Here is an 18,914-nt window from a genome sequence, read left to right as displayed (position 1 = left end):
TTCTAATTGTAAGTGTTATCTTTATTCTTGTTGACTAATTTATAAATTACTGAATAAGAAAAATAAATAACAAAAATATTAAATCAAATTTTAATGGGACTAAAAACAGTTCGACTGATAATTCAGAATAACAATTCATTAGTTCCGTTTCCTAATCCAAGCGAATCAGCTAAAGCTAAAATTGGAAGATTGACAAATTCTAAAATTGATGAAAAAACAATTATTGGAGCAAAAACAAAATATTTAGCTGCACTAATGTAATATCTGCCAATAATTACAAATAAGCACATCACTGTATAACCGGTAATCATAAAAGTAAGAACAGGAGCTTTTCCTTTAATTACTGGAATGTCTTTAAATGATGCATCAGGAATTTGCAATCCGATTGCAATTATTGAAATAATAATACTTATGATAATAATGGTTGAAATGATCATATAAATAGTTTGTAATCTTTCAATGATCCCATAACGCATAACAAAGTCTCTTAAATTACGAAATTTAATAATTTTAGCTGAAATTTGTTGAATTTGTTTAGTGTTTTTTGTGCTAATAGCTAAATTCAGTTTCAGGCTTAAACGTCAAATTTTGTACTCATAATTACGAGCTTTAATTTCTTTATTAAAAGCATAATTTAAAAACCGAATAAAGAATCAACCCACAATTCCTGCAATTAAACCATTCATAGCAGTGGCTAGTGTGTATAAGATATGATAGGTCACTGGGGGCACAAATAAAAGCGATAATAAATCAGCAATTAAGCCAACAAAGAATCCGATAATTGGCCCGAATATAAATCCAGTAATTTTAACCGGTAAACCGATAAAAGCAATTTTAAAACTCGGAATTGAAGCAACCGGAACAATTTGTGAAGAAATGATGGTAAAGGCAACTGAAATAGCAATTAGCATTGCTACAACAACCATTTTCTTGATAGTTCAACGTTGGAAAAGACCAAGATCACGGAACTTTGGTCCAAATCAATTGTAATACCCCTTAGGCTTATTAAAGAAAGAAAGTTTGTCTTTTAACATTATTATAAATTTTATTCTATTTTTGTAAAAATACAAGGTATCACTGAACAAATAATCTTACTTACAAGATTATTTTTGAGTTCATTTCTTGTGGAATACAAGTGCTTCTTGCTGAGCTCAAATTCCTCTTTTATTGAATTTAGCATTGCTTTGAGCTTGCAAAATATCAGTTAAAAACTCTTTTTGATAATCATTTTTAACATTATATTCATGGCATTTGCTATAACAAATGTAGGCAACTCGAGCTCATCCTTGTTCAACAAGTTTAAAATTAATTGATTGCTTAATATGGCTTTGTTCTGAATTGGTAAAAAGGATAGCAATGGTTCGATTATATTTATCAATTGCTTGCTGAGTAAAGTAAATTTCTTGATTGATCGAAATTAAACTCTGTAAATATTTAGTTGATTTTTGTGCGTAAAAGTCTTCATATAAAGATAATTTTTCATCTTTGCCTGGTTTAAAAGTTTCAGGTGTGTCAATTCCATAAAAACGAAGCGACATAGTTGAACGATCGGTTTGAACTAAAATAGTATCTCCGTCATAAATTTGTAATACCTTACCTTTTTCAAGATTGTTATTCTTATTTAAAGGGATAGAAACTTGATTCTTAGGTGTAAGATAAACGTTTGCACTAGCACACGAAACGCTCAAGAGAGTTAAAAACAAGATTTTAAGCAGGATAATTATTCTTCACATTTATTAAATAATAATAAAATAACTCTAAATTTAAGAAAAAAAGCACAAATACGTGCTTTGTCTTAATTATTTGCTTAGTTTTTTGCTAAATCAACTAATGTTTTGAATGTATCTGGTTGATTAATCGCTAGTTCTGAAAGCATTTTACGATTAATGGTAACATTTGCTTTTTTCAATCCATTAATAAATTGTGAATAGCTCATTCCGTGCATTCTAGTTGCAGCATTTATCCGTGCAATTCATAATTTTCTAAAGTTTCTTTTTACTTGTTTACGATCTCTAAAAGCGTATGTTCATGATTTCACAACCGCTTGCTTAGCGACTTTATAACCAATTGATTTGTGCCCAAAGTATCCTTTAGCTAACTTTAATCATTTTTTACGTCTTGCTCTTGTAACTGTTCCGCCTTTAACTCTTGCCATAATTATTTCCTTTCTGTGTATGATTTTTTAAATTCATATGTGATTAAAAATAAATAAAACAATCAAAATTAGAACATTTGTTTAAATCTCTTAAGGTCGCTTTTTGACATTAGAACTGATTTTCTTGCATGACGTTTTTGTTTTGTTGATTTATTTTGTGCTAAATGTGAACGGTAAGCTTGTTCTCTTAAAACTTTACCAGTCCCAGTGACTTTAATACGCTTTTTAAGAGCACTTTTAGTTTTCATCTTTGGCATTATTTTCTCCTTCTTTAGCTTCATTTTGCTGTTTAGAATTTAATTCTTTAAGATATTTAGCGATTTTTTGTTTATTTGGTTGGAGATTCATGTCTAAGAAACGATCGTTAACTAATTTAGCTTCTTTAGTGATTTCAGCAATATCTTCAAGGGTTTTAAAAAACTTATCTAAAGTTGCAAATCCTAAATCTTTTCTTCCGATTTCACGTCCTCTTAGTTTGAGTGATACTTTAATACGATCCCCTTTAAGCAGGAATTCACGAGCTTTTCGGCTCTTAACCATTAAATCGTTATCACCAATAAAAGGAGTGAGACGAACTTCGCGATTTTGAACATTGGTTTGCTTTTCTTTGACTTCTTTTTGCTTCTTCTTACGGTCGTATTTGAATTTTCCATAGTCTAAAATTCTAGCAATAGGCTTTGGCTCGGTCGCAATTAAAACTAAGTTTTTACGTTCGTCTTTCGCTTTTTCAATAGCGTCTACTGTATAATGAACACCTAATTGTTCTCCATTTGAGCCAATTAAAAATACTTGTTTAAATGGAATGGCACGATCCACGTAGTGTTCAGCGGTAGGTCTTTTTTGTTTTCTTTGACTTTGAATAATTACTCCTTAAAAATAAAATAAAAGTGGTTTCCCCACTTCTCTACTAAAAAAGGTATCAAAAAACTTTTGATTATTTGTTGATACATTTAATTGTAGCAAAACCCAAGGCTATTGGCCATCAGGTGAGAAGTGAATTCTACTTTCTGCAATTAAAATGTTTATTGCCTTTTTATTTTACCAGTTTTATTAAAAAAACTAATTAAATATTCAAAATGGATTTTTTATGATTAAATCTACAAATATCAAAGAAAAAATAATGCCCGTAAATTTTTATAAGCTAACATTGTGGTAAAAGTTTGATAAATAATTTATTAATTTATAATATAAATTATGAAATTTAAAAAAATTCTTCCTGTAGCTGGTTTGGTTTTATTTACTGGGGCTTTAATTTCAGGGATAATTTCTTATACTGTTATATTGAGAAAAGAAAATTCTCGTATCTCAGGTTCACAAACACATGAACAATTTATTAAATATAATAATCAAAATATTGAAAATTTAATCAATAATTCAAGTTTGTTTTCTTTAAGTTTAAAAGAAAAATATATGTCAATTTTAAACTCAATTAAATTGGGTGATACAGATCATTTATCACAAACACCTGAACAAAGATTTAAATCTTTATTAAATATAGTTAAATTACTAATTAGTTTGAAAAATCAAGCTCAACAAATCGTTTTAAAGAGTTCACAACAACTGCAAGAAACATATAATCAACAAATTATTAATGCTGATTTAAATCAAATTGAGCAAATCATTCAAGAGTTAAAAAGCAAACAAGAGAATTAATCTTGTTTGCTTTTTATAATTAATAAAAACGCTTTTAGTTTGTTTCTTGGGCTCTTTGAGCTCTTCTTTTATCACGAGCCAATTCAAGAACAAGCTTGTGTGCACGTTTTTCAGCACGTTCTTTGTTTTTTCTTCTAACAACTTTACGCATATTATTTCCTTTTGAATTTGTTTATAATGTCATGTTAAATTATTAAATATATTTTAGCAAATTTTAAAAAATAGGCAAATTAACTCATTTGAAAAGCTATTTTTAAGCTCATTTATTAAAGTATAATTAGAACATGACTAATTTTTTAGAGAAAAGATTACAAAAAAGTTTAGCAAAAATATCAAAAAAAGTTCAACTCAATGAGCAAGATGTTTTAGAAGTAATTCGCGAAGTTAAAATGTCGCTCCTTGAAGCTGATGTTAACTTAAAAGTAGTAAAAGAATTTATTAATAATGTTAAAGAAAAAGCTCTAAATCAGGGCGAAGTGATTGGTAAATTAAATTCATACCAAACAATGGTAAAAATCTTTCACCAAGAATTATTGCATATATTAGGTGATAAAGTCACTGAAATTCAAATTAATAAAAAACCTTACATTATCATGATGTGCGGACTACAAGGTTCAGGGAAAACTACTGCAAGTGCCAAATTAGCTTTCTTTTTAAGAAAGAAAAAGTATGTTCAAAAACCACTCGTAGTCGCTGCTGATATTTATCGGCCAGCGGCTGTTGAACAATTACTCACTTTAGCTAAAAGTATTGATGTGGATTATTTTGAGCAAGGAACTAGCACACCGGTGGCACAAATTGTGACTAATGCACTTGAGCACGCTAGAAACAATCAAAACGATCTGATTATTATTGATACCGCTGGACGTTTATCAATTGATGAAAAATTAATGCAAGAATTAGTGGAGGTGAAAAAAATCGCTTCTCCAAGCGAAATCTTTTTTGTGGCTGATGCACTATCAGGACAAGATATTATTAATGTGGCTTCAACTTTTAACGAACACTTAAAGTTAACTGGTTCAATTATTACTAAACTAGACTCAGATGCTCGTGGAGGTGCTGCACTTTCACTAAGACAAGTTCTTAACCTTCCAATTAGATTTATCGGTACTGGAGAAAAGGTTTCTAACTTAGATTTATTCTATCCTGATCGAATGGCTGATCGGATTTTAGGAATGGGTGATGTGCTCAGCTTGATTGAAAAAGTTGAAAGTTCAATTGATGTTGATAAAGCAAGCAATATGATTGAACGAATGTTTAAAGGAAACTTTAATTTAAATGATTTGCTCGATCAAATCAATGAAATTAAAAAATTAGGTAAATTTTCAAAAATTCTCAAAATGCTCCCAGGTCAATTTGCTAATAAAGTTAGAGAGGAAGATATTGAAGGAGCTGAAAAAAAGCTTGAAGTGTATAAAATTTTAATGAATTCAATGACTGCTCAAGAGCGTAATAATCCTAAATTGCTTCGAAACGCTTCTCGTAAGGAACGTATCCTCAAAGGAAGTGGAAGAAGTGCTCAAGAGTTTAATAAATTGCTTTCGGATTTTGATGCTATGTCTAAACGAATGAGCGAGATGCGTTCAAAATTAAAATCTGGTAGTTTTGGTGGATTATTTTAATCAATTACAGCATGCAAAAAGGAACAGTTAGTACTGTTCCTTTTTTTGGTTGAATTATTATTTAAGAATTTTGGTAACTGATCCTGCACCAACAGTACGTCCACCTTCACGAATAGAGAATTTAGTTCCCTCTTCAACGGCAATAGGAGCAATAAGTTTAACTTTAAGGTTAACGTTTTCTCCAGGCATAACCATTTCACGTCCAGGCTCAAATTCTACTCCTCCAGTAACATCAGTTGTACGGAAGTAGAATTGTGGTTTATAGTTTTTAAAGAATGGAGTGTGACGTCCACCTTCTTCTTTTTTAAGTACGTAGATTGCAGCTTCAAATTCAGTGTGAGGAACGATTGATCCTGGTTTAGCAAGAACTTGTCCACGTTCAACATCATCACGGTTTACTCCACGAAGTAAAAGACCTGCATTATCTCCGGCCATAGCTTCTTTAAGGTTTTTACGGAACATTTCAATTCCAGTAACAACTGTTTTTTTAGTAGCTTTAAGCCCAACGATTTCAACTTCTTCGTTAAGTGTTAATTTTCCACGTTCTACACGTCCAGTAGCAACAGTTCCACGTCCGGTAATGGTAAATACGTCTTCAACAGCCATTAAGAATGGTTTTTCAAATTCTTTAACAGGAGTTTCGATATAAGTATCTACAGCATCCATAAGTTCCATAATTTTTTCTTCGTATTTTGCATCACCTTCAAGTGCTTTAAGTGCTGATCCACGAATGATAGGTGCATTGTCTCCATCAAATCCATAATCTGAAAGAAGTCCACGAATTTCAAGTTCAACAAGCTCAATCATTTCTTCATCACCTTCAAGCATATCGCATTTGTTTAAGAAAACAACGATACGAGGAACACCAACTTGTTTTGATAAAAGAATGTGTTCACGTGTTTGAGGCATAGGACCATCTGTTGCAGCAACAACTAAGATAGCTCCGTCCATTTGAGCAGCTCCTGTAATCATGTTTTTAACATAATCGGCGTGTCCAGGACAGTCTACGTGTGCATAGTGACGTTTTTCAGTTTCGTATTCAATGTGAGCAGTGTTAATAGTAATTCCACGTGCTCTTTCTTCAGGTGCATTATCAATAGAAGCATAATCACGTGCTTCTGAAAGCCCTTTCTTAGATAAAACAGTTGCAATCGCAGCTGTTAATGTAGTTTTACCGTGGTCAACGTGTCCAATAGTACCAACATTAACGTGTTCTTTACTACGATCAAACTCTATTTTTGCCATAATAATATCCTTTCTATTTTATTTGTTAATAAAATTTTATGATTATATAAATAATTTTCGTAATATGTTTTTTCAAAATAAACGTGTTGTCAAATTACGATTGTTTTAGCGCTAAAACCACCATAGTCTAGTCTTTCAACTAGAACCTGTCCGTTTGAAATTAGCATTTAAATTTTACCATATTAAAGAAAAATTCAGAACATCATATAGATAAAGTTTCAGAGTTAATTATCATTGATAAATTAATTATATTATTCTAAATATCCTGTTTTTGTGTAGATTATGAAAAAAGATAAATAAAGATAAGCAAAAAATTAATATAATGTAAAACAATTTTGTTTCATTTAAAAACAAAAACACTCTTATTTTAAAATACACGCGAAAAGTTAGATAAAAAATCAACTTAAAATGCACATTAATTTAAGAGTGTTTTCATATAACATTTTAACTTTTATTGTAATTATTGGTTCTTTTTCATTAATGCACTTAATAAACCAACAAATAATGGGTGTGGTTTAAGTGGTTTAGATAAAAATTCAGGGTGGAATTGACAAGCGATAAAAAATGGATGGTTTTTTAACTCGATTAAAGATTCAGCTCCAGCACTATTTACCCCTGAAAAAACAAAGTTTCCGTCATTGAATTTATCTAAATATTGTGGATTAAAGTCATATCTATGACGATAACGTTCAACAATATTTAATGATTGATAAACTTCATATGCTAAGGTATTAGGTTTAATAGCAACTTGAGAACTTCCTAAAGATAAAGTTCCTCCTAAACGATTGGTGTTATGAAAGGTTGGTTGAATAGTAAAAAGCGGATCTGGGGTTTGTACATCAAACTCCATTGAATTAGCTTTGGTAAGCTTTAACACATTTCGAGCATATTCAATTACAGCTAACTGCATTCCTAAACAAATTCCTAAAAATGGAACTTGATGTTCCCTTGCGTATTGAATGGCAAACATTTTGCCTTCAATTCCTCTACTTCCAAATCCATACGGAACACAAATTCCATCATAAGAACCAAGCATTTCTTGTGCTTGCTTATAAGATTTAATTTTAGTTGCGTCAATTAAAGTTAATTTAAGATCAATTCCTAAATGATAACTAGCAAGATTAAATGATTCAATAATTGATAGGTATGAATCTGCTAATTGCACGTATTTTCCGACAAGAGCCACATTATAGGTTGATTTTTTAAGTTTAACAATGCTATCAGTAAAAGTTAGTCATGATGATAAATCATTCTTAGTTCTTGGATCATCTAATTTAAAAAATTCAAAGATTTTAGTGTGAATTTTTTGCTCATACAGCAATTGAGGTAATAGATAAATATTGTCAACATCTTGTGAATAGAAAATTTTATCATTATCAATGTTGCAATATAAAGCAATTTTTTCATGTAATTGTTGATCAAATGGATAACTGGTACGCAAAATTAGAACATTAGGAATAATTCCGTGTTCTCTTAATTTCATAACTGAATGTTGAGTTGGTTTGGTTTTAATTTCGTTTCCAATATTTAATCTAATCAACGGAGAAACGTGGATAAAACAAATTTGTCGTGTGGAATCATGGAACTTATATGAACGTAATGCTTCAATAAATGGTAATGATTCAATATCCCCAACAGTACCTCCAAGCTCAATAAGCAAGAAATCTAAATCAGGATCACTATCAATAATTTGATTGATCCTTTCGTGAATTTCATTGGTTAAATGTGGAACGATTTGGATTGTTTTACCTAAGTAATCACCAGCACGTTCTTTAGTTAGAACTTGTTGATAAATTTGACCAGCTGATAAAGAAGAAGTTTTTGAGATTGGATAATCTAAAAAACGTTCATAATGTCCTAAATCCAAATCTGCTTCCATTCCATCATGGGTGACAAAAATCTCTCCGTGTTGCACTGGAGACATAGTCCCAGGGTCAATATTTAAATAAGGATCAAGCTTTAGAGTAGCTACTTTAAATTTTTGAGTATGTAAAATCCGGCCAATCGAGGCTAAAACTAATCCTTTTCCTAAGGATGAAAAAACTCCACCTGTTAGCGCAATAATCTTAGTTTTAGACATATATAAAATGTCCTTTCTGTGTTTGATAAGTTTTAAAATGATTTAAATAAGTAATTTCATAATATGTCTGAAAAATAAATAAATTTTCTTAAATAAGAACAAAAGTTTAAACTTTTACCTTTTTCTTTGCTATCTATTCAAACGAATAATAAAGCAGTTTATAGTTAAAAAGTCAACTCAATGAAATTAAATATATAAATAAAAAATCTGCTGATTTTTATAATAATTATAAAAGGAAATATTTATCATTAGAACAAAAAAATCTTAAGAAAAATATTTTTTGGAAAATATTTCATAATTCATAAGAAAAAGCAAGCTTTGATTTGCTTGCCATTCTTTGTTTTTGTTAGATTTTTATTCTTCGTTTGCCAATTTGGTTTTTGTGTTTCTAATTGTTACATTAGCTAGTTTAGAACTTTTAATAATCAAATTGTGTATTTTGTCTGTTTGCAAAACGGTTGATTTAAAGAACTCATTTGCACTTTCGACTACTGAAGTTGAAAATTCTTTTTTCAGATTTTCTAAAGAATTTGATAATGCTGTAATTTCTTGATCAATTTTGTGATCATTATCTAAAGTTTGATTATATTTATTTAATTGTTCAACTAATTCACTAACTTTAACTTTTTTAACTAAAATTTGAACAGATTGGTAAAAATCGTACATTAAATTAGCTAAAGCATGTGAGTGTGAATGGCTTTCTTCATCAGTTTCGTGACTGTGCCCATGATCGTGATCATGTTTGTGATTATGTGAGTGTTTTTTCATGATTTCTTCTTCAGAATCAATGGTTTCGGGATCAACTGGAAGATTAATATCTTCATGAATTTGAGTTTCTAATTTTTTAGTAAGATTTTTAAGCTTATCTGAAAAAGAGTCGCTTTTTTTGTATTCATTAATTTGAACTAATAACATATTAGATTCAATTTTATTTTTAGATGCATGCTCATGGTTATGTTCATCAGTTGATTCAGATGAAGAAAAATCTTTTTCCAAGATTGAATCTATTGTTCTATTTTTTTGTGTTTGATTAAAGTATTTATCATCAAAATATATATTTGTGACTTCTTGATTAAGCGAATTAAGTACATTATCTAAATATTGGTTTGAAGGTAACGCTTCTTCATCAAGGTATTTAATATCTGATTTATTATTTGATTTTTGAAGAATGTATTGTACTAATTTCACTGAATTTTCTTGCATTTTGGTTTTTGAATAGTCTTTAAAGACTTCTCTTAAATCAGCAGTTAAATCTTCTAACTTGTTGAAAACAACGTGCTCAAACAACTTGTTAATTTTACTTAATTCTTCTTTCCCTTCTTTAGCTGTTGCTTTAATTTTTAAGGCAATTTTGTTTGCAATAGCAACAATTGATAAATTATTATCTTTTCCATCAATTAATTTAAATATTTGCCCAAATTTACCATTTAATGCGTCTGGACCTTTTGTTGTGATTTGATCATATTTATCAATTAATTCGTTATTAGCTTTAAATAATTCAACTAATGAATTAACAGTATTTTTGTCATTTTCTGGCAATGAATTAATTTTAGCTTGTGAAATTTTTGAAGTTAATTTTGTTAAATCATTTGATCTAAAATCACTATCTTGTACATTATTGTCTTTTGGTTCAGCTTGGGTATTGCAACTCATAGCCACAAAAATAGGTGCTATCGAGATTGGACCAAGCGATAATCACTTGACTTTTTTTGTCATTTTTCTCCTTATATTACTAATTGGTAATATGTTAATTATATACCTATTTTTGTCAATAAAAAATAAAACTCGCAAAAAAGTGCGGGTTTTATTTGACTATTTTAATTAAATAAAATTGTTTTTTACCTACATTAAGAAAAGCGTATTGGTTCTCAAAAAATTCTGAATTGACTAAAAATTCTTGAGTGATTGATTGCAAATTAACTCTTAACGATTTAAATTGGATAAATTCATTAGCTTCACGCTTAGATTTTAAAATTTGATTGTCAATTAAAAATTCAACTAAATTAGTATTAACTGGAATTGCAAGAGTTTTAAGTTCATTCTCAATTCCTTTAATATCATTAAGAGTAAATTTGTTTAAATCAAGATTTTTGTTAAACAAGATTTCACTAATATTAAGACTATTTTTAGCATCTTGTTCGCTATGAATATCTTTAATGACTTCATAAGCTAATCTTTTTTGAGCCAATTTTAATGATGGTTGCTCAAAATGCTTTTTCATGATATCTTCAATTTCTTGAATTTGAATAAAAGTTAATCATTTCAGTAGCTTTTCAACTTGTGAATCGGGTTGGTTAAGTAAAAATTGATATAAATCATATGGTTTGGTTTTCTCTTTGGCTAATCAATTATTCCCTCCACCGGTCGATTTTCCAAATTTATTTCCATTTTGATCAGTTAAAAGTTGAGAAGTTAATGCAATTGCTTGATGTTGTGAACCAAATAGAGTTGAGATCATATCAAGACCAGTTGTAATATTACCTCATTGATCTGAGCCGCCAAATTGGATTTTAACATTGAAATCTTTATAAAGTTGAACAAAGTCTCAACCTTGTATTAATTGATATGAAAATTCAGTAAAACTTAGTCCTTTTTCAATCCGTGATGCAATTGAATCTTTAGACATAATATATGCAATATTCACTAGTTTTCCAATATCTCTTAAAAAATCAATTATGGTCATGTTTTTATAAAAATCATAATTATCAACTACTTTAAAGCCAAATTTCTCAAGTTGTTGTTTAATTTTAGACTTATTATGATTAATTTGCTGCTCATTAAGTAAGATTCTTTCTGCTTCTTTAAATGATGGATCTCCAATCATTCCTGTAGCCCCACCTAAAACTGCAATAATTTCATATCCGTATTTTTTAAATCTGAGTAAGTTAATAATTTGAATATAATTTCCTAAATGTAAACTATCTGCTGTGGGGTCAAAACCAACATAAACTCCACTATTTTTGGGGAGATTAAGAAATTTTTCATAATTTGAAATTTGTTTAAAAACACCACGTTTTTTAAATTCTTCAATAATATTCATTTTAAAATATAACTTCCTCTCCGATATTTTTCTCATCACCAAAAACTAAACCTTGGTCTTGCAATCCCAAACTAGCATATCCAATAAGCATGCCATTACTTTTTACATCCAACATTGAGCCATCTAAAATTTCTAATCCGTTTGCATTAATTGAACCAGGAAGTGCTACAGCTACAATTTTTCCTTGAATTGAATCAAGTGTATTAGTGACCACTTGAAATTCTTTAGAATTGTCAAATAAAGTTAAAACAAATAATTTATCACTTTTGGGGTGAACATTACGTTTGATTATTTGAGCATAAACAAACTTTTTTCCATCATTAATTTGTAAATTTAAATCATGAGCTATTTTTTTGATTTTTAAACTTTCTTGTTCATCTAAAGCAAAAAAAGCTTTATTACTTGAATTAAGTAATGATTCATTATTAAACACATTAATTGAATTAACTTTATTATTCTCATCAACAAAAAAGAGATAATTATCGCTTTTAATTTGCTTGGTTGGTTTGATGCTTGTATCAATTGTTAAAATCGCACAATTACTAAATTGATCGCTTAATTTATGCACTAAAATCATATTATTATATTTTACATTAAATATCTTATAATAATTAAACATATGAAAAAGATAGCTATTGTTATAAGTTCATCTTGTGGACTGACTGAAAAACAAGCCAAAAATCGAGGTTGATTTTATCTTCCGTTAAATATTCAAATTGATAATAAAAATTATCTTGACGGAATTGACCTCACTAGTGAAAACTTGTTTGACAAATTTTCTAAAAATTCAAGTGGAGCTAAAACAAGTTCGACAAACATTGGATATGTTTTGAATTTATTTGAACAACTTTCAAATACATTTGATGCAGTAGTGGTTTTTCCACTTTCAGAAAAATTATCAGGTGAATATCAAAATTTAGTAAATTTTTCAAATAATTTTAAAAATGTCTATGTCATTAACTCACTTGATGTTGCACAATTAATTAGCTTAAAAGTCATTGAATTTGAACATTTAATTGACTCTGGAGTTTCGTTAAATGAGGCAATTAAGAAAATTGAAAATAATCCTTGCCAATATTCAGTAACATTAATTCCTAAGTATAATAATTTTTTAGTCAAAGGTGGACGCTTAACTCCTGGAGCAGCTGCTGTTGCTAATTTATTAAAAATTATTCCTATGATTAAATTTGAAAATGGTAAATTAGAAAAAGAGGGAATTGGTCGGGTATTTTCAAAAACAATTCTTAATTGTATTGAAAATAAATTAGCAAATTTACATAAACAGGAACTAAAGAACTTAGATTTAATCATTTTACATTCACAAAATCCTGAAATTGATAAATATATTGAATATGTTAAAGAAAATTATCAAATTAATCCATTAATATCATATATTCCCCCAGTAATTTCTATTCACACCGGACCAGAAGCTATAGTAATTATTAAACATAGTAAACTTTCAAATAAACAAAGAAGTTTATTTGAGTAAAAAGAAAAGCAGCTGTAGCTGCTTTTTGACTATTGATTTTATCAAAAGACACAATTTTAGGGCAAATATGAATATTTTATAAAAATCACTAACAAAGAAGGGCGATATTAACATAAATATAATTAAATAATTTATGAATGATTTTTAAAAATAAAAAATGTGTTTTTTGAAAATAACGACTAACGAATTAAAATTGTTGCGAGTTTAAATAAATTTTAGTTTTTAAACCTAAAAAAACAAACTTAATTTTCTTTTGCTGCCTATCGCTTTAGCAATAAACAGCGATAAAATTATACAAGCATTTGTTTGTTTTTTAACTTTTTTGTTTAAAAATGTTTAAAATTAAAATATGAAATTTTGCTAAAGGAGATTTAATGCAAAAGTTTAAAAGAATTTTCATGATAATTACAGATGGACTAGGAATTGGTCCGGATCGTGATCAGAAAGCTTTTGGCGATGCTGGAGCAAACACTATCCGTTCTGCATCAATGGCCGAAGAATTTAAAATCAACACATGGAAAAAACTTGGAATTGGTAATATTACTGATTTACAAGGAAATTATCATGTTAAAAATCCGCTCGCTTATATGGCAAAGGTTCAAGAAGTTTCTAATGCTAAAGACACCTTGGCTGGTCACTGAGAAATAATGGGAATTAAAACTTTAGTTCCATTTCCGACCTTTACCGAAACTGGATTTCCGAAAGAGTTAATCAATGAACTAGAAAAGGCTTTTGATGGCCGTAAAATTATCGGAAATAAAGCGGCTAGTGGAACTGAAATTATTAATGAACTAGCACACGAAGAAAAAACAAATGGCTCGATAATTGTGTACACATCAATGGATTCAGTGCTTCAAATTTGTGCTCACGAAGAGTGAACTGGTCTAGATAAATTATACAAATATGCTCAAGCAGCTAGAGCCATTTGTTCATCAAAACCTGAGTGAAATGTCGGAAGAATTATTGCTCGTCCATATGTCGGTGAGGCTGGTAATTATACTCGCACCTACAATCGTCATGACTATGCAAACAAGCCACCTAAATTAATTTTAAATAATTTAATTGATAAGGGGGTTGAGGTTGTTTCTGTAGGTAAAATTAATGATATTTTTGTAGGGCAAGGAATTTCTAGACACATCCCAAGTGGGAGTGATGCAATTGGAATGGATAAAACCATTGAACTAGCTATGGAAGAAAGTGAAAATAAATTCGTTTTTACTAATTTAGTTCAATTTGATTCGCACTATGGTCATAGACGTGATGTCCACGGATTTGCTCAAAATATCGCTGATTTAGATGTGAAACTAGCTAAACTTATTAACGTTTTAAAAAAAGATGATTTATTAATCATTACTAGTGATCATGGAAACGATCCACTTTATCCTGGATTTAATCATACTAGAGAATATCTTCCAGCAACTATTTATTCAAAATCATTTACCGCTCCAAAAGTTTTAGATACATTTAATGGGCTTGGGACTCTTGGAAACATTGTAGCTCGTAATTTTGGAGCCGATGTTGTCCTTGAAACTGGTGATGATATTTTTGATAAACTTGTTTAAATTGATTTAAGCACAAAAAAACATTCTTTTCAAGAATGTTTTTTTAATTATTAACATTTTATTGAGTCACTTCTTCTTTATATCCAGGAACTGTTACTTCTCTAGCTACAGAAACAATTTTTCCATTTGAAAGAGTTTTAGAAAGGCGAACTGAGAATTTAGCTTGGGTTCCTTCAGAAGAAACAAGGATAACTTTTTTATCAACTTGTTTTGCATAATCATAATACAATTTTCCAAATTCAAGATAAACATCATCAACTGAAGCTTCGGTTGCGAGTTTGTCTTTAATTTTGTCTTTTGAAATAACAAGTACGTTCTCTGACATTCTTAATAATTTTTCATTGGTTGAAACAGTTTCTTTAAGTAAAGATAATTTAGCAACTTCTTCTGGAGAAGGTTTTTTAGGTTCTTCGGTTTTTTCTTCTTGTTTTGCATCAACTTTAGGTTCAACAATTGTTGAACTATTAGAACATGAAACAGCAAGTGATAAAGGTGTAATTACTCCACCAAAAACCGATAAGATTAAAGCTAATTTTCTTTTCATATTTTTCCTAACTAAATTAAAAATTTATAATGGTATCTCTATTATAGCAAACTTGAGAGTTTTTCTGTTGAATTTGTCAAAAAGATTATTCTAAAATTACATATCTAACTCGTCAATTCTTTGTTGATGTCTACCACCTTCGTATTCAGTTGCAATAAATTCATCAATGATTTTTTGAGCTTTTTTTGTGGAAATTTGGCGTCCGCCAAAAACCAAAACATTAGCATTATTGTGAAGTTTAGCAAGTTTAGCATCTTCAACCGAGGTCACACGAGCAGCTCGAATGTGCTTGTGTCGATTTAATGCATACGAAATTCCTAAGCCTGTTCCACAAATTCCAATACCAAAATCTGGTTTTTTATTATCAATATACTCTGCAAGTTCTTTTCCTTGAGTTGCATAACTAACTGGATTTTGGTCTGTTTTTGGTCCTAAATCAACTATTTCATAGCCGAGTGATTTAAGGTATTCAATTAATTCTTGTTTCAGCTTAAATCCAGCATGATCGCTTGCAAAAGCAACTACTTTTTTCATAATAACCTCTTTATTGTAATAATAGAATTATAAACTTTTTTAAGTTAAATTACTAATCTGTACAAACACTGTTATTTTCTTTTTTTAATAATTTTTTTAAATTTATTTATTTCATAAAAGAAATGCAATATCAAAGAGATTCAAAAGATTGTTCATTAGTAGTTGCTCAGTATTTTATTGAGCTAATTCATGGTCAAAAAGTCCCTCTTGATGAACTGAAAATTAATGCAATTTATCAAAATAATGGGATTTCACTTGAGAGCTTGAAAAGATTAATTAATCAATATTCTTTAAGTATTGAAGTTTTTAACTGTGATCTTGATACGCTTAAAAAACTCTCAAGTGATCAATTCCCATTTGCAACTATTATCAATCAAAATAATAATCAGCATATGATTATTATTGAAAAATGTACTAATTCACAAATTTGGTATATTGATCCGGCTTATGGAAAAGGTAAAATAAGCTTAGAAGAATTTCAAAAAATCTTTTTAAATATCATTGTAGCTTTTTCAAGCTTAAACCAACCAAATACTGACCAAAAAGAGCAAATAAAAAATTTTACTCATGAAAAAGTTAATTTTAATGCTATCAAAATGCAAATAATGCATTTTTTAAGTAAACTTTTAGAATTGTTTGTTATTTTGCTTATTCCATTAATGACTAAATATATTTTTTCTGAGATTATTCCATACAATTTAGAAATATATTTATATTTTTGTGCTGGATTTGTTTTATGAATTTTAATCACACAACAAACATTTAAATATCTAACAAATAAATGAACTTTAACTAAAGTTACTGAGTATTCCAATCAACAAAAATTAGATCTTTTAAAAAATTTAAAATCACAATATTCCAAAGAAATCACTAAATTAAATTCAAGTGAATTTTTAAACAGAATTATAGCTATAGACACAATTTGAGATTATAAAAGTTCATTTTTATCTTCAATTATTGTAAATGGTTTGTATTTAATTATTGGTGGTTTAATGATATATACAATTAACTTTGTCTTGCTTTATGCTTTAATTATTTATTGCTTAATTAACTTTTTAATTAGTTTATTTATGCAAAATTGATACAACGATTCATATAAGAAGATTTTAGAGCAAAACATTGCTCTTACATCCAATATAGAAGAATATTACAATTATGTTAATTCAATTAATATTTCTCAAATTCAAAATAAACTTTACAAAAATATTCAAAAACAATTTTCTAACATGCAAGAAAATTATTTAAAAACTAATTATGTATCTGAAAGTGTTTTTTCAATATCATCAATTATCGAGATGCTAGGTCCTTTTGTAGTTTTATTTTTAGGATCTTTTCAAATTTGAAAAGGTGCTATTACTTTGGTAGATTTAATTTTTACACTAACAGCAGCTAGTTTATTAACCAAATCAACACAAAATTTTTGGCCTTTATTTAATTTGCACATTAAATACAAAACAGCAAAAATATTGCTTAGATTCTTTAAACAAAAGCAAGAAATCATTGTTCAAACTCAACAAAACCAATTTAATAATATTAGAAAAATTGAATTATCTTATGTTGATTACCAGTATGAACAAAATTATAGTGCATTAAATGTGCAACGTCTAGTAATTGATCAAAACACACATTTAAAGGGAATGAACGGAATTGGTAAAACGACTCTTTTTGCAATCTTAAGCGGAAACTTGAAACCAAGTAATGGAATAATTAAAATCAATAATATTCAAAAAGATATTTTTAATGACTTTGATTTAAAAAATAACATTATATATATTGGTCATAAGAATAATTTATCTCAATCTTTTGTCAGTGAATATGTTAATTTTTCAAATATCAATGAATTTTCTCAAGAATTATCAAATGATCTAATTAATAAAATTAGTACACTTCAAAACAAAAGATTTAACGAGCTTTCTAGTGGAGAAATCCAAGTGGTTAATTTTTTAAAAATAATCGAGCACCCATATCTTCTTTATCTTTTTGATGAAGCTTTTGACAATTTGAGCGAATCTTTTTTTAATGAAATTAAAAATTATTTAAACAAGAAGCTTGATAATTCACTTGTAATTGAAACTAGCCATAATAATAAATTTATTTTCGATAATGCAAAAGAGGTGCATCTTGAAAAGAACCACGTCTCAATATAACTTTATTATTTGCTTGATGCTTTTATTATTGATTGTTTTTGCTTTTATGTGTTATATTGCTTTAACTTACCAAATTAATTCTTACAAAAAAGTTTATCTTCGTAGGGAATATGATGATATTTTTCTCAATGGTATTAAATCGGATGAAATAGTCAAACAACCAGAATTGAATGTTCAAATTAAAAATCAAATATCAACTTATTCCTTTACTTATGTTTTGGATGAGAATCAAATAAAAATAATTTCTCCATCTTTGCTTTTACAAATGAAAGAGAATAATATTCTTGAAATTTATTGCACCTATAATTCAGGAAAAACAACATTTTTAGAATATATTTTAAAGCACATTTTACCTAAATAAGTTTATAATTTTAATCATGAATAAAATCATTCATGAAATTTCTTTCGATAATAGAACTAGACACGATATTGATTTTGATCACGAAATGAAAGAAATAGTTAAAAATTTTGCTAAATTCTTTAAAATTAACAAACAGATACTTTTAGACGTTAAAGTTGTGTCTAAAAGAAAAATTAAGCTCTTAAATAAAGAATACCGCAATAAAGATTATGTAACTGATATTCTCTCTTTCGGACATTATGATCGCTCTCTTTATGACCAATTACCCTTCGTTTTATTAGGAGAATTAATTATTTGCTATGATAGAATGGTTGAACAAGCAATTGAATTTAATCACTCAATTAAAAGAGAATTTTGCTATTTATTTACCCATGGTTTAGTTCATTTAGCTGGATATGATCACGAAGTAGAAGAAGAGAGAATTAAAATGAATAAAATTGTGGATAAAATTTTTAAACCATTAAAAATTGGTAGAGAGTAAA

19 protein-coding genes are annotated in these 18,914 nt (G+C 28.5%); 7 read left to right on the top strand and 12 right to left on the bottom strand.

Annotation, left to right across the window (positions count from 1 at the left end; all coding sequences use genetic code 4):
• Positions 1–2 precede the first annotated feature (2 nt).
• The 5 genes from NPA11_RS01000 to infC form a co-directional block, all read right to left on the bottom strand.
• Entirely contained in the window at positions 3–1,034 is a 1,032-nt protein-coding gene (locus tag NPA11_RS01000) for an ECF transporter S component (protein WP_257043789.1), read from the bottom strand.
• 69 nt (positions 1,035–1,103) lie between these two features.
• Complete coding sequence (locus NPA11_RS00995; protein ID WP_257043788.1) at positions 1,104–1,733, bottom strand: thermonuclease family protein; 630 nt, start codon at positions 1,731–1,733, stop codon at positions 1,104–1,106.
• Positions 1,734–1,807: 74 nt separating this feature from the next.
• Positions 1,808–2,155 carry a 50S ribosomal protein L20 gene (rplT, locus tag NPA11_RS00990; RefSeq protein WP_257043786.1) on the bottom strand — a complete coding sequence of 116 codons (348 nt, stop codon included), beginning with the start codon at positions 2,153–2,155 and terminating at the stop codon, positions 1,808–1,810.
• Positions 2,156–2,223: 68 nt separating this feature from the next.
• Positions 2,224–2,412: a 50S ribosomal protein L35 gene (rpmI, locus tag NPA11_RS00985; protein WP_036434280.1), complete on the bottom strand. Its 189-nt coding sequence runs from the start codon at positions 2,410–2,412 to the stop codon at positions 2,224–2,226.
• Complete coding sequence (gene infC, locus NPA11_RS00980) at positions 2,393–2,971, bottom strand: translation initiation factor IF-3 (RefSeq protein WP_257043785.1); 579 nt, start codon at positions 2,969–2,971, stop codon at positions 2,393–2,395. Before infC ends, rpmI begins: the two co-directional genes overlap by 20 nt.
• Positions 2,972–3,349: 378 nt before the next feature.
• On the opposite strand from infC, the gene NPA11_RS00975 reads away from it, so the two are divergent.
• Both NPA11_RS00975 and ffh read left to right on the top strand, forming a co-directional pair.
• A complete protein-coding gene (locus tag NPA11_RS00975; protein WP_257043784.1) occupies positions 3,350–3,808 on the top strand; it encodes a hypothetical protein in 459 nt (152 codons plus the stop codon).
• Positions 3,809–4,092: 284 nt separating this feature from the next.
• Positions 4,093–5,430, top strand: a complete 1,338-nt coding sequence (gene ffh, locus NPA11_RS00970) for a signal recognition particle protein (RefSeq protein ID WP_257043782.1) — start codon at positions 4,093–4,095, stop codon at positions 5,428–5,430.
• A 57-nt stretch (positions 5,431–5,487) separates the two neighbouring features.
• Here ffh and tuf read toward each other — a convergent pair whose 3' ends face one another.
• The 5 genes from tuf to tapR form a co-directional block, all read right to left on the bottom strand.
• Positions 5,488–6,675, bottom strand: a complete 1,188-nt coding sequence (gene tuf / locus NPA11_RS00965; RefSeq protein WP_257043781.1) for an elongation factor Tu — start codon at positions 6,673–6,675, stop codon at positions 5,488–5,490.
• Between the two features lie 460 nt (positions 6,676–7,135).
• Positions 7,136–8,755 carry a CTP synthase gene (locus NPA11_RS00960; RefSeq protein ID WP_257043780.1) on the bottom strand — a complete coding sequence of 540 codons (1,620 nt, stop codon included), beginning with the start codon at positions 8,753–8,755 and terminating at the stop codon, positions 7,136–7,138.
• Positions 8,756–9,109: 354 nt separating this feature from the next.
• Positions 9,110–10,471, bottom strand: a complete 1,362-nt coding sequence (locus NPA11_RS00955; RefSeq protein WP_257043779.1) for a hypothetical protein — start codon at positions 10,469–10,471, stop codon at positions 9,110–9,112.
• Positions 10,472–10,559: 88 nt separating this feature from the next.
• Positions 10,560–11,795, bottom strand: a complete 1,236-nt coding sequence (gene tyrS / locus NPA11_RS00950) for a tyrosine--tRNA ligase (RefSeq protein ID WP_257043778.1) — start codon at positions 11,793–11,795, stop codon at positions 10,560–10,562.
• A 1-nt stretch (position 11,796) separates the two neighbouring features.
• The gene (gene tapR, locus NPA11_RS00945) at positions 11,797–12,372 is read right to left on the bottom strand and encodes a TyrS-associated PheT N-terminal domain-related protein TapR (RefSeq protein ID WP_257043777.1); all 576 of its coding nucleotides are present in this window, start codon (positions 12,370–12,372) and stop codon (positions 11,797–11,799) included.
• Between the two features lie 42 nt (positions 12,373–12,414).
• Here tapR and NPA11_RS00940 point away from each other — a divergent pair, with 42 nt between their 5' ends.
• Positions 12,415–13,284, top strand: coding sequence for a DegV family protein (locus tag NPA11_RS00940; RefSeq protein WP_257043776.1), 870 nt, complete (start codon positions 12,415–12,417; stop codon positions 13,282–13,284).
• 374 nt (positions 13,285–13,658) lie between these two features.
• Positions 13,659–14,846: a phosphopentomutase gene (locus tag NPA11_RS00935; protein WP_257043775.1), complete on the top strand. Its 1,188-nt coding sequence runs from the start codon at positions 13,659–13,661 to the stop codon at positions 14,844–14,846.
• 58 nt (positions 14,847–14,904) lie between these two features.
• Here the strand turns inward: NPA11_RS00935 and NPA11_RS00930 are convergent, their stop codons facing one another.
• Both NPA11_RS00930 and NPA11_RS00925 read right to left on the bottom strand, forming a co-directional pair.
• On the bottom strand, positions 14,905–15,390 hold the full coding sequence (locus NPA11_RS00930) for a hypothetical protein (RefSeq protein ID WP_257043774.1): 486 nt from the start codon (positions 15,388–15,390) through the stop codon (positions 14,905–14,907).
• Positions 15,391–15,486: 96 nt separating this feature from the next.
• A complete protein-coding gene (locus NPA11_RS00925) occupies positions 15,487–15,924 on the bottom strand; it encodes an RpiB/LacA/LacB family sugar-phosphate isomerase (protein WP_257043773.1) in 438 nt (145 codons plus the stop codon).
• A gap of 122 nt (positions 15,925–16,046) precedes the next feature.
• On the opposite strand from NPA11_RS00925, the gene NPA11_RS00920 reads away from it, so the two are divergent.
• Genes NPA11_RS00920 through ybeY form a run of 3 tightly spaced genes read left to right on the top strand, consistent with a single transcriptional unit; the run spans position 16,047 to position 18,913 of the window.
• Entirely contained in the window at positions 16,047–18,071 is a 2,025-nt protein-coding gene (locus tag NPA11_RS00920) for an Mbov_0121 family peptidase domain-containing ABC transporter (protein WP_257043772.1), read from the top strand.
• Positions 18,072–18,087: 16 nt separating this feature from the next.
• Positions 18,088–18,432, top strand: coding sequence for an MAG1140 family protein (locus tag NPA11_RS00915; protein WP_257043770.1), 345 nt, complete (start codon positions 18,088–18,090; stop codon positions 18,430–18,432).
• A gap of 16 nt (positions 18,433–18,448) precedes the next feature.
• Positions 18,449–18,913 (top strand): rRNA maturation RNase YbeY, encoded by a 465-nt coding sequence (gene ybeY, locus NPA11_RS00910; protein ID WP_257043768.1) that lies wholly within the window; start codon positions 18,449–18,451, stop codon positions 18,911–18,913.
• Position 18,914 lies beyond the last annotated feature (1 nt).

It is taken from the genome of Mycoplasma sp. 1578d, assembly GCF_024582695.1.
Taxonomy (GTDB): Bacteria; Bacillota_I; Bacilli_A; order Mycoplasmatales; family Metamycoplasmataceae; genus Mycoplasmopsis.
Note: the sequence above shows the minus strand (reverse complement) of the source record. Positions and strands in the feature narration are given on the sequence as shown.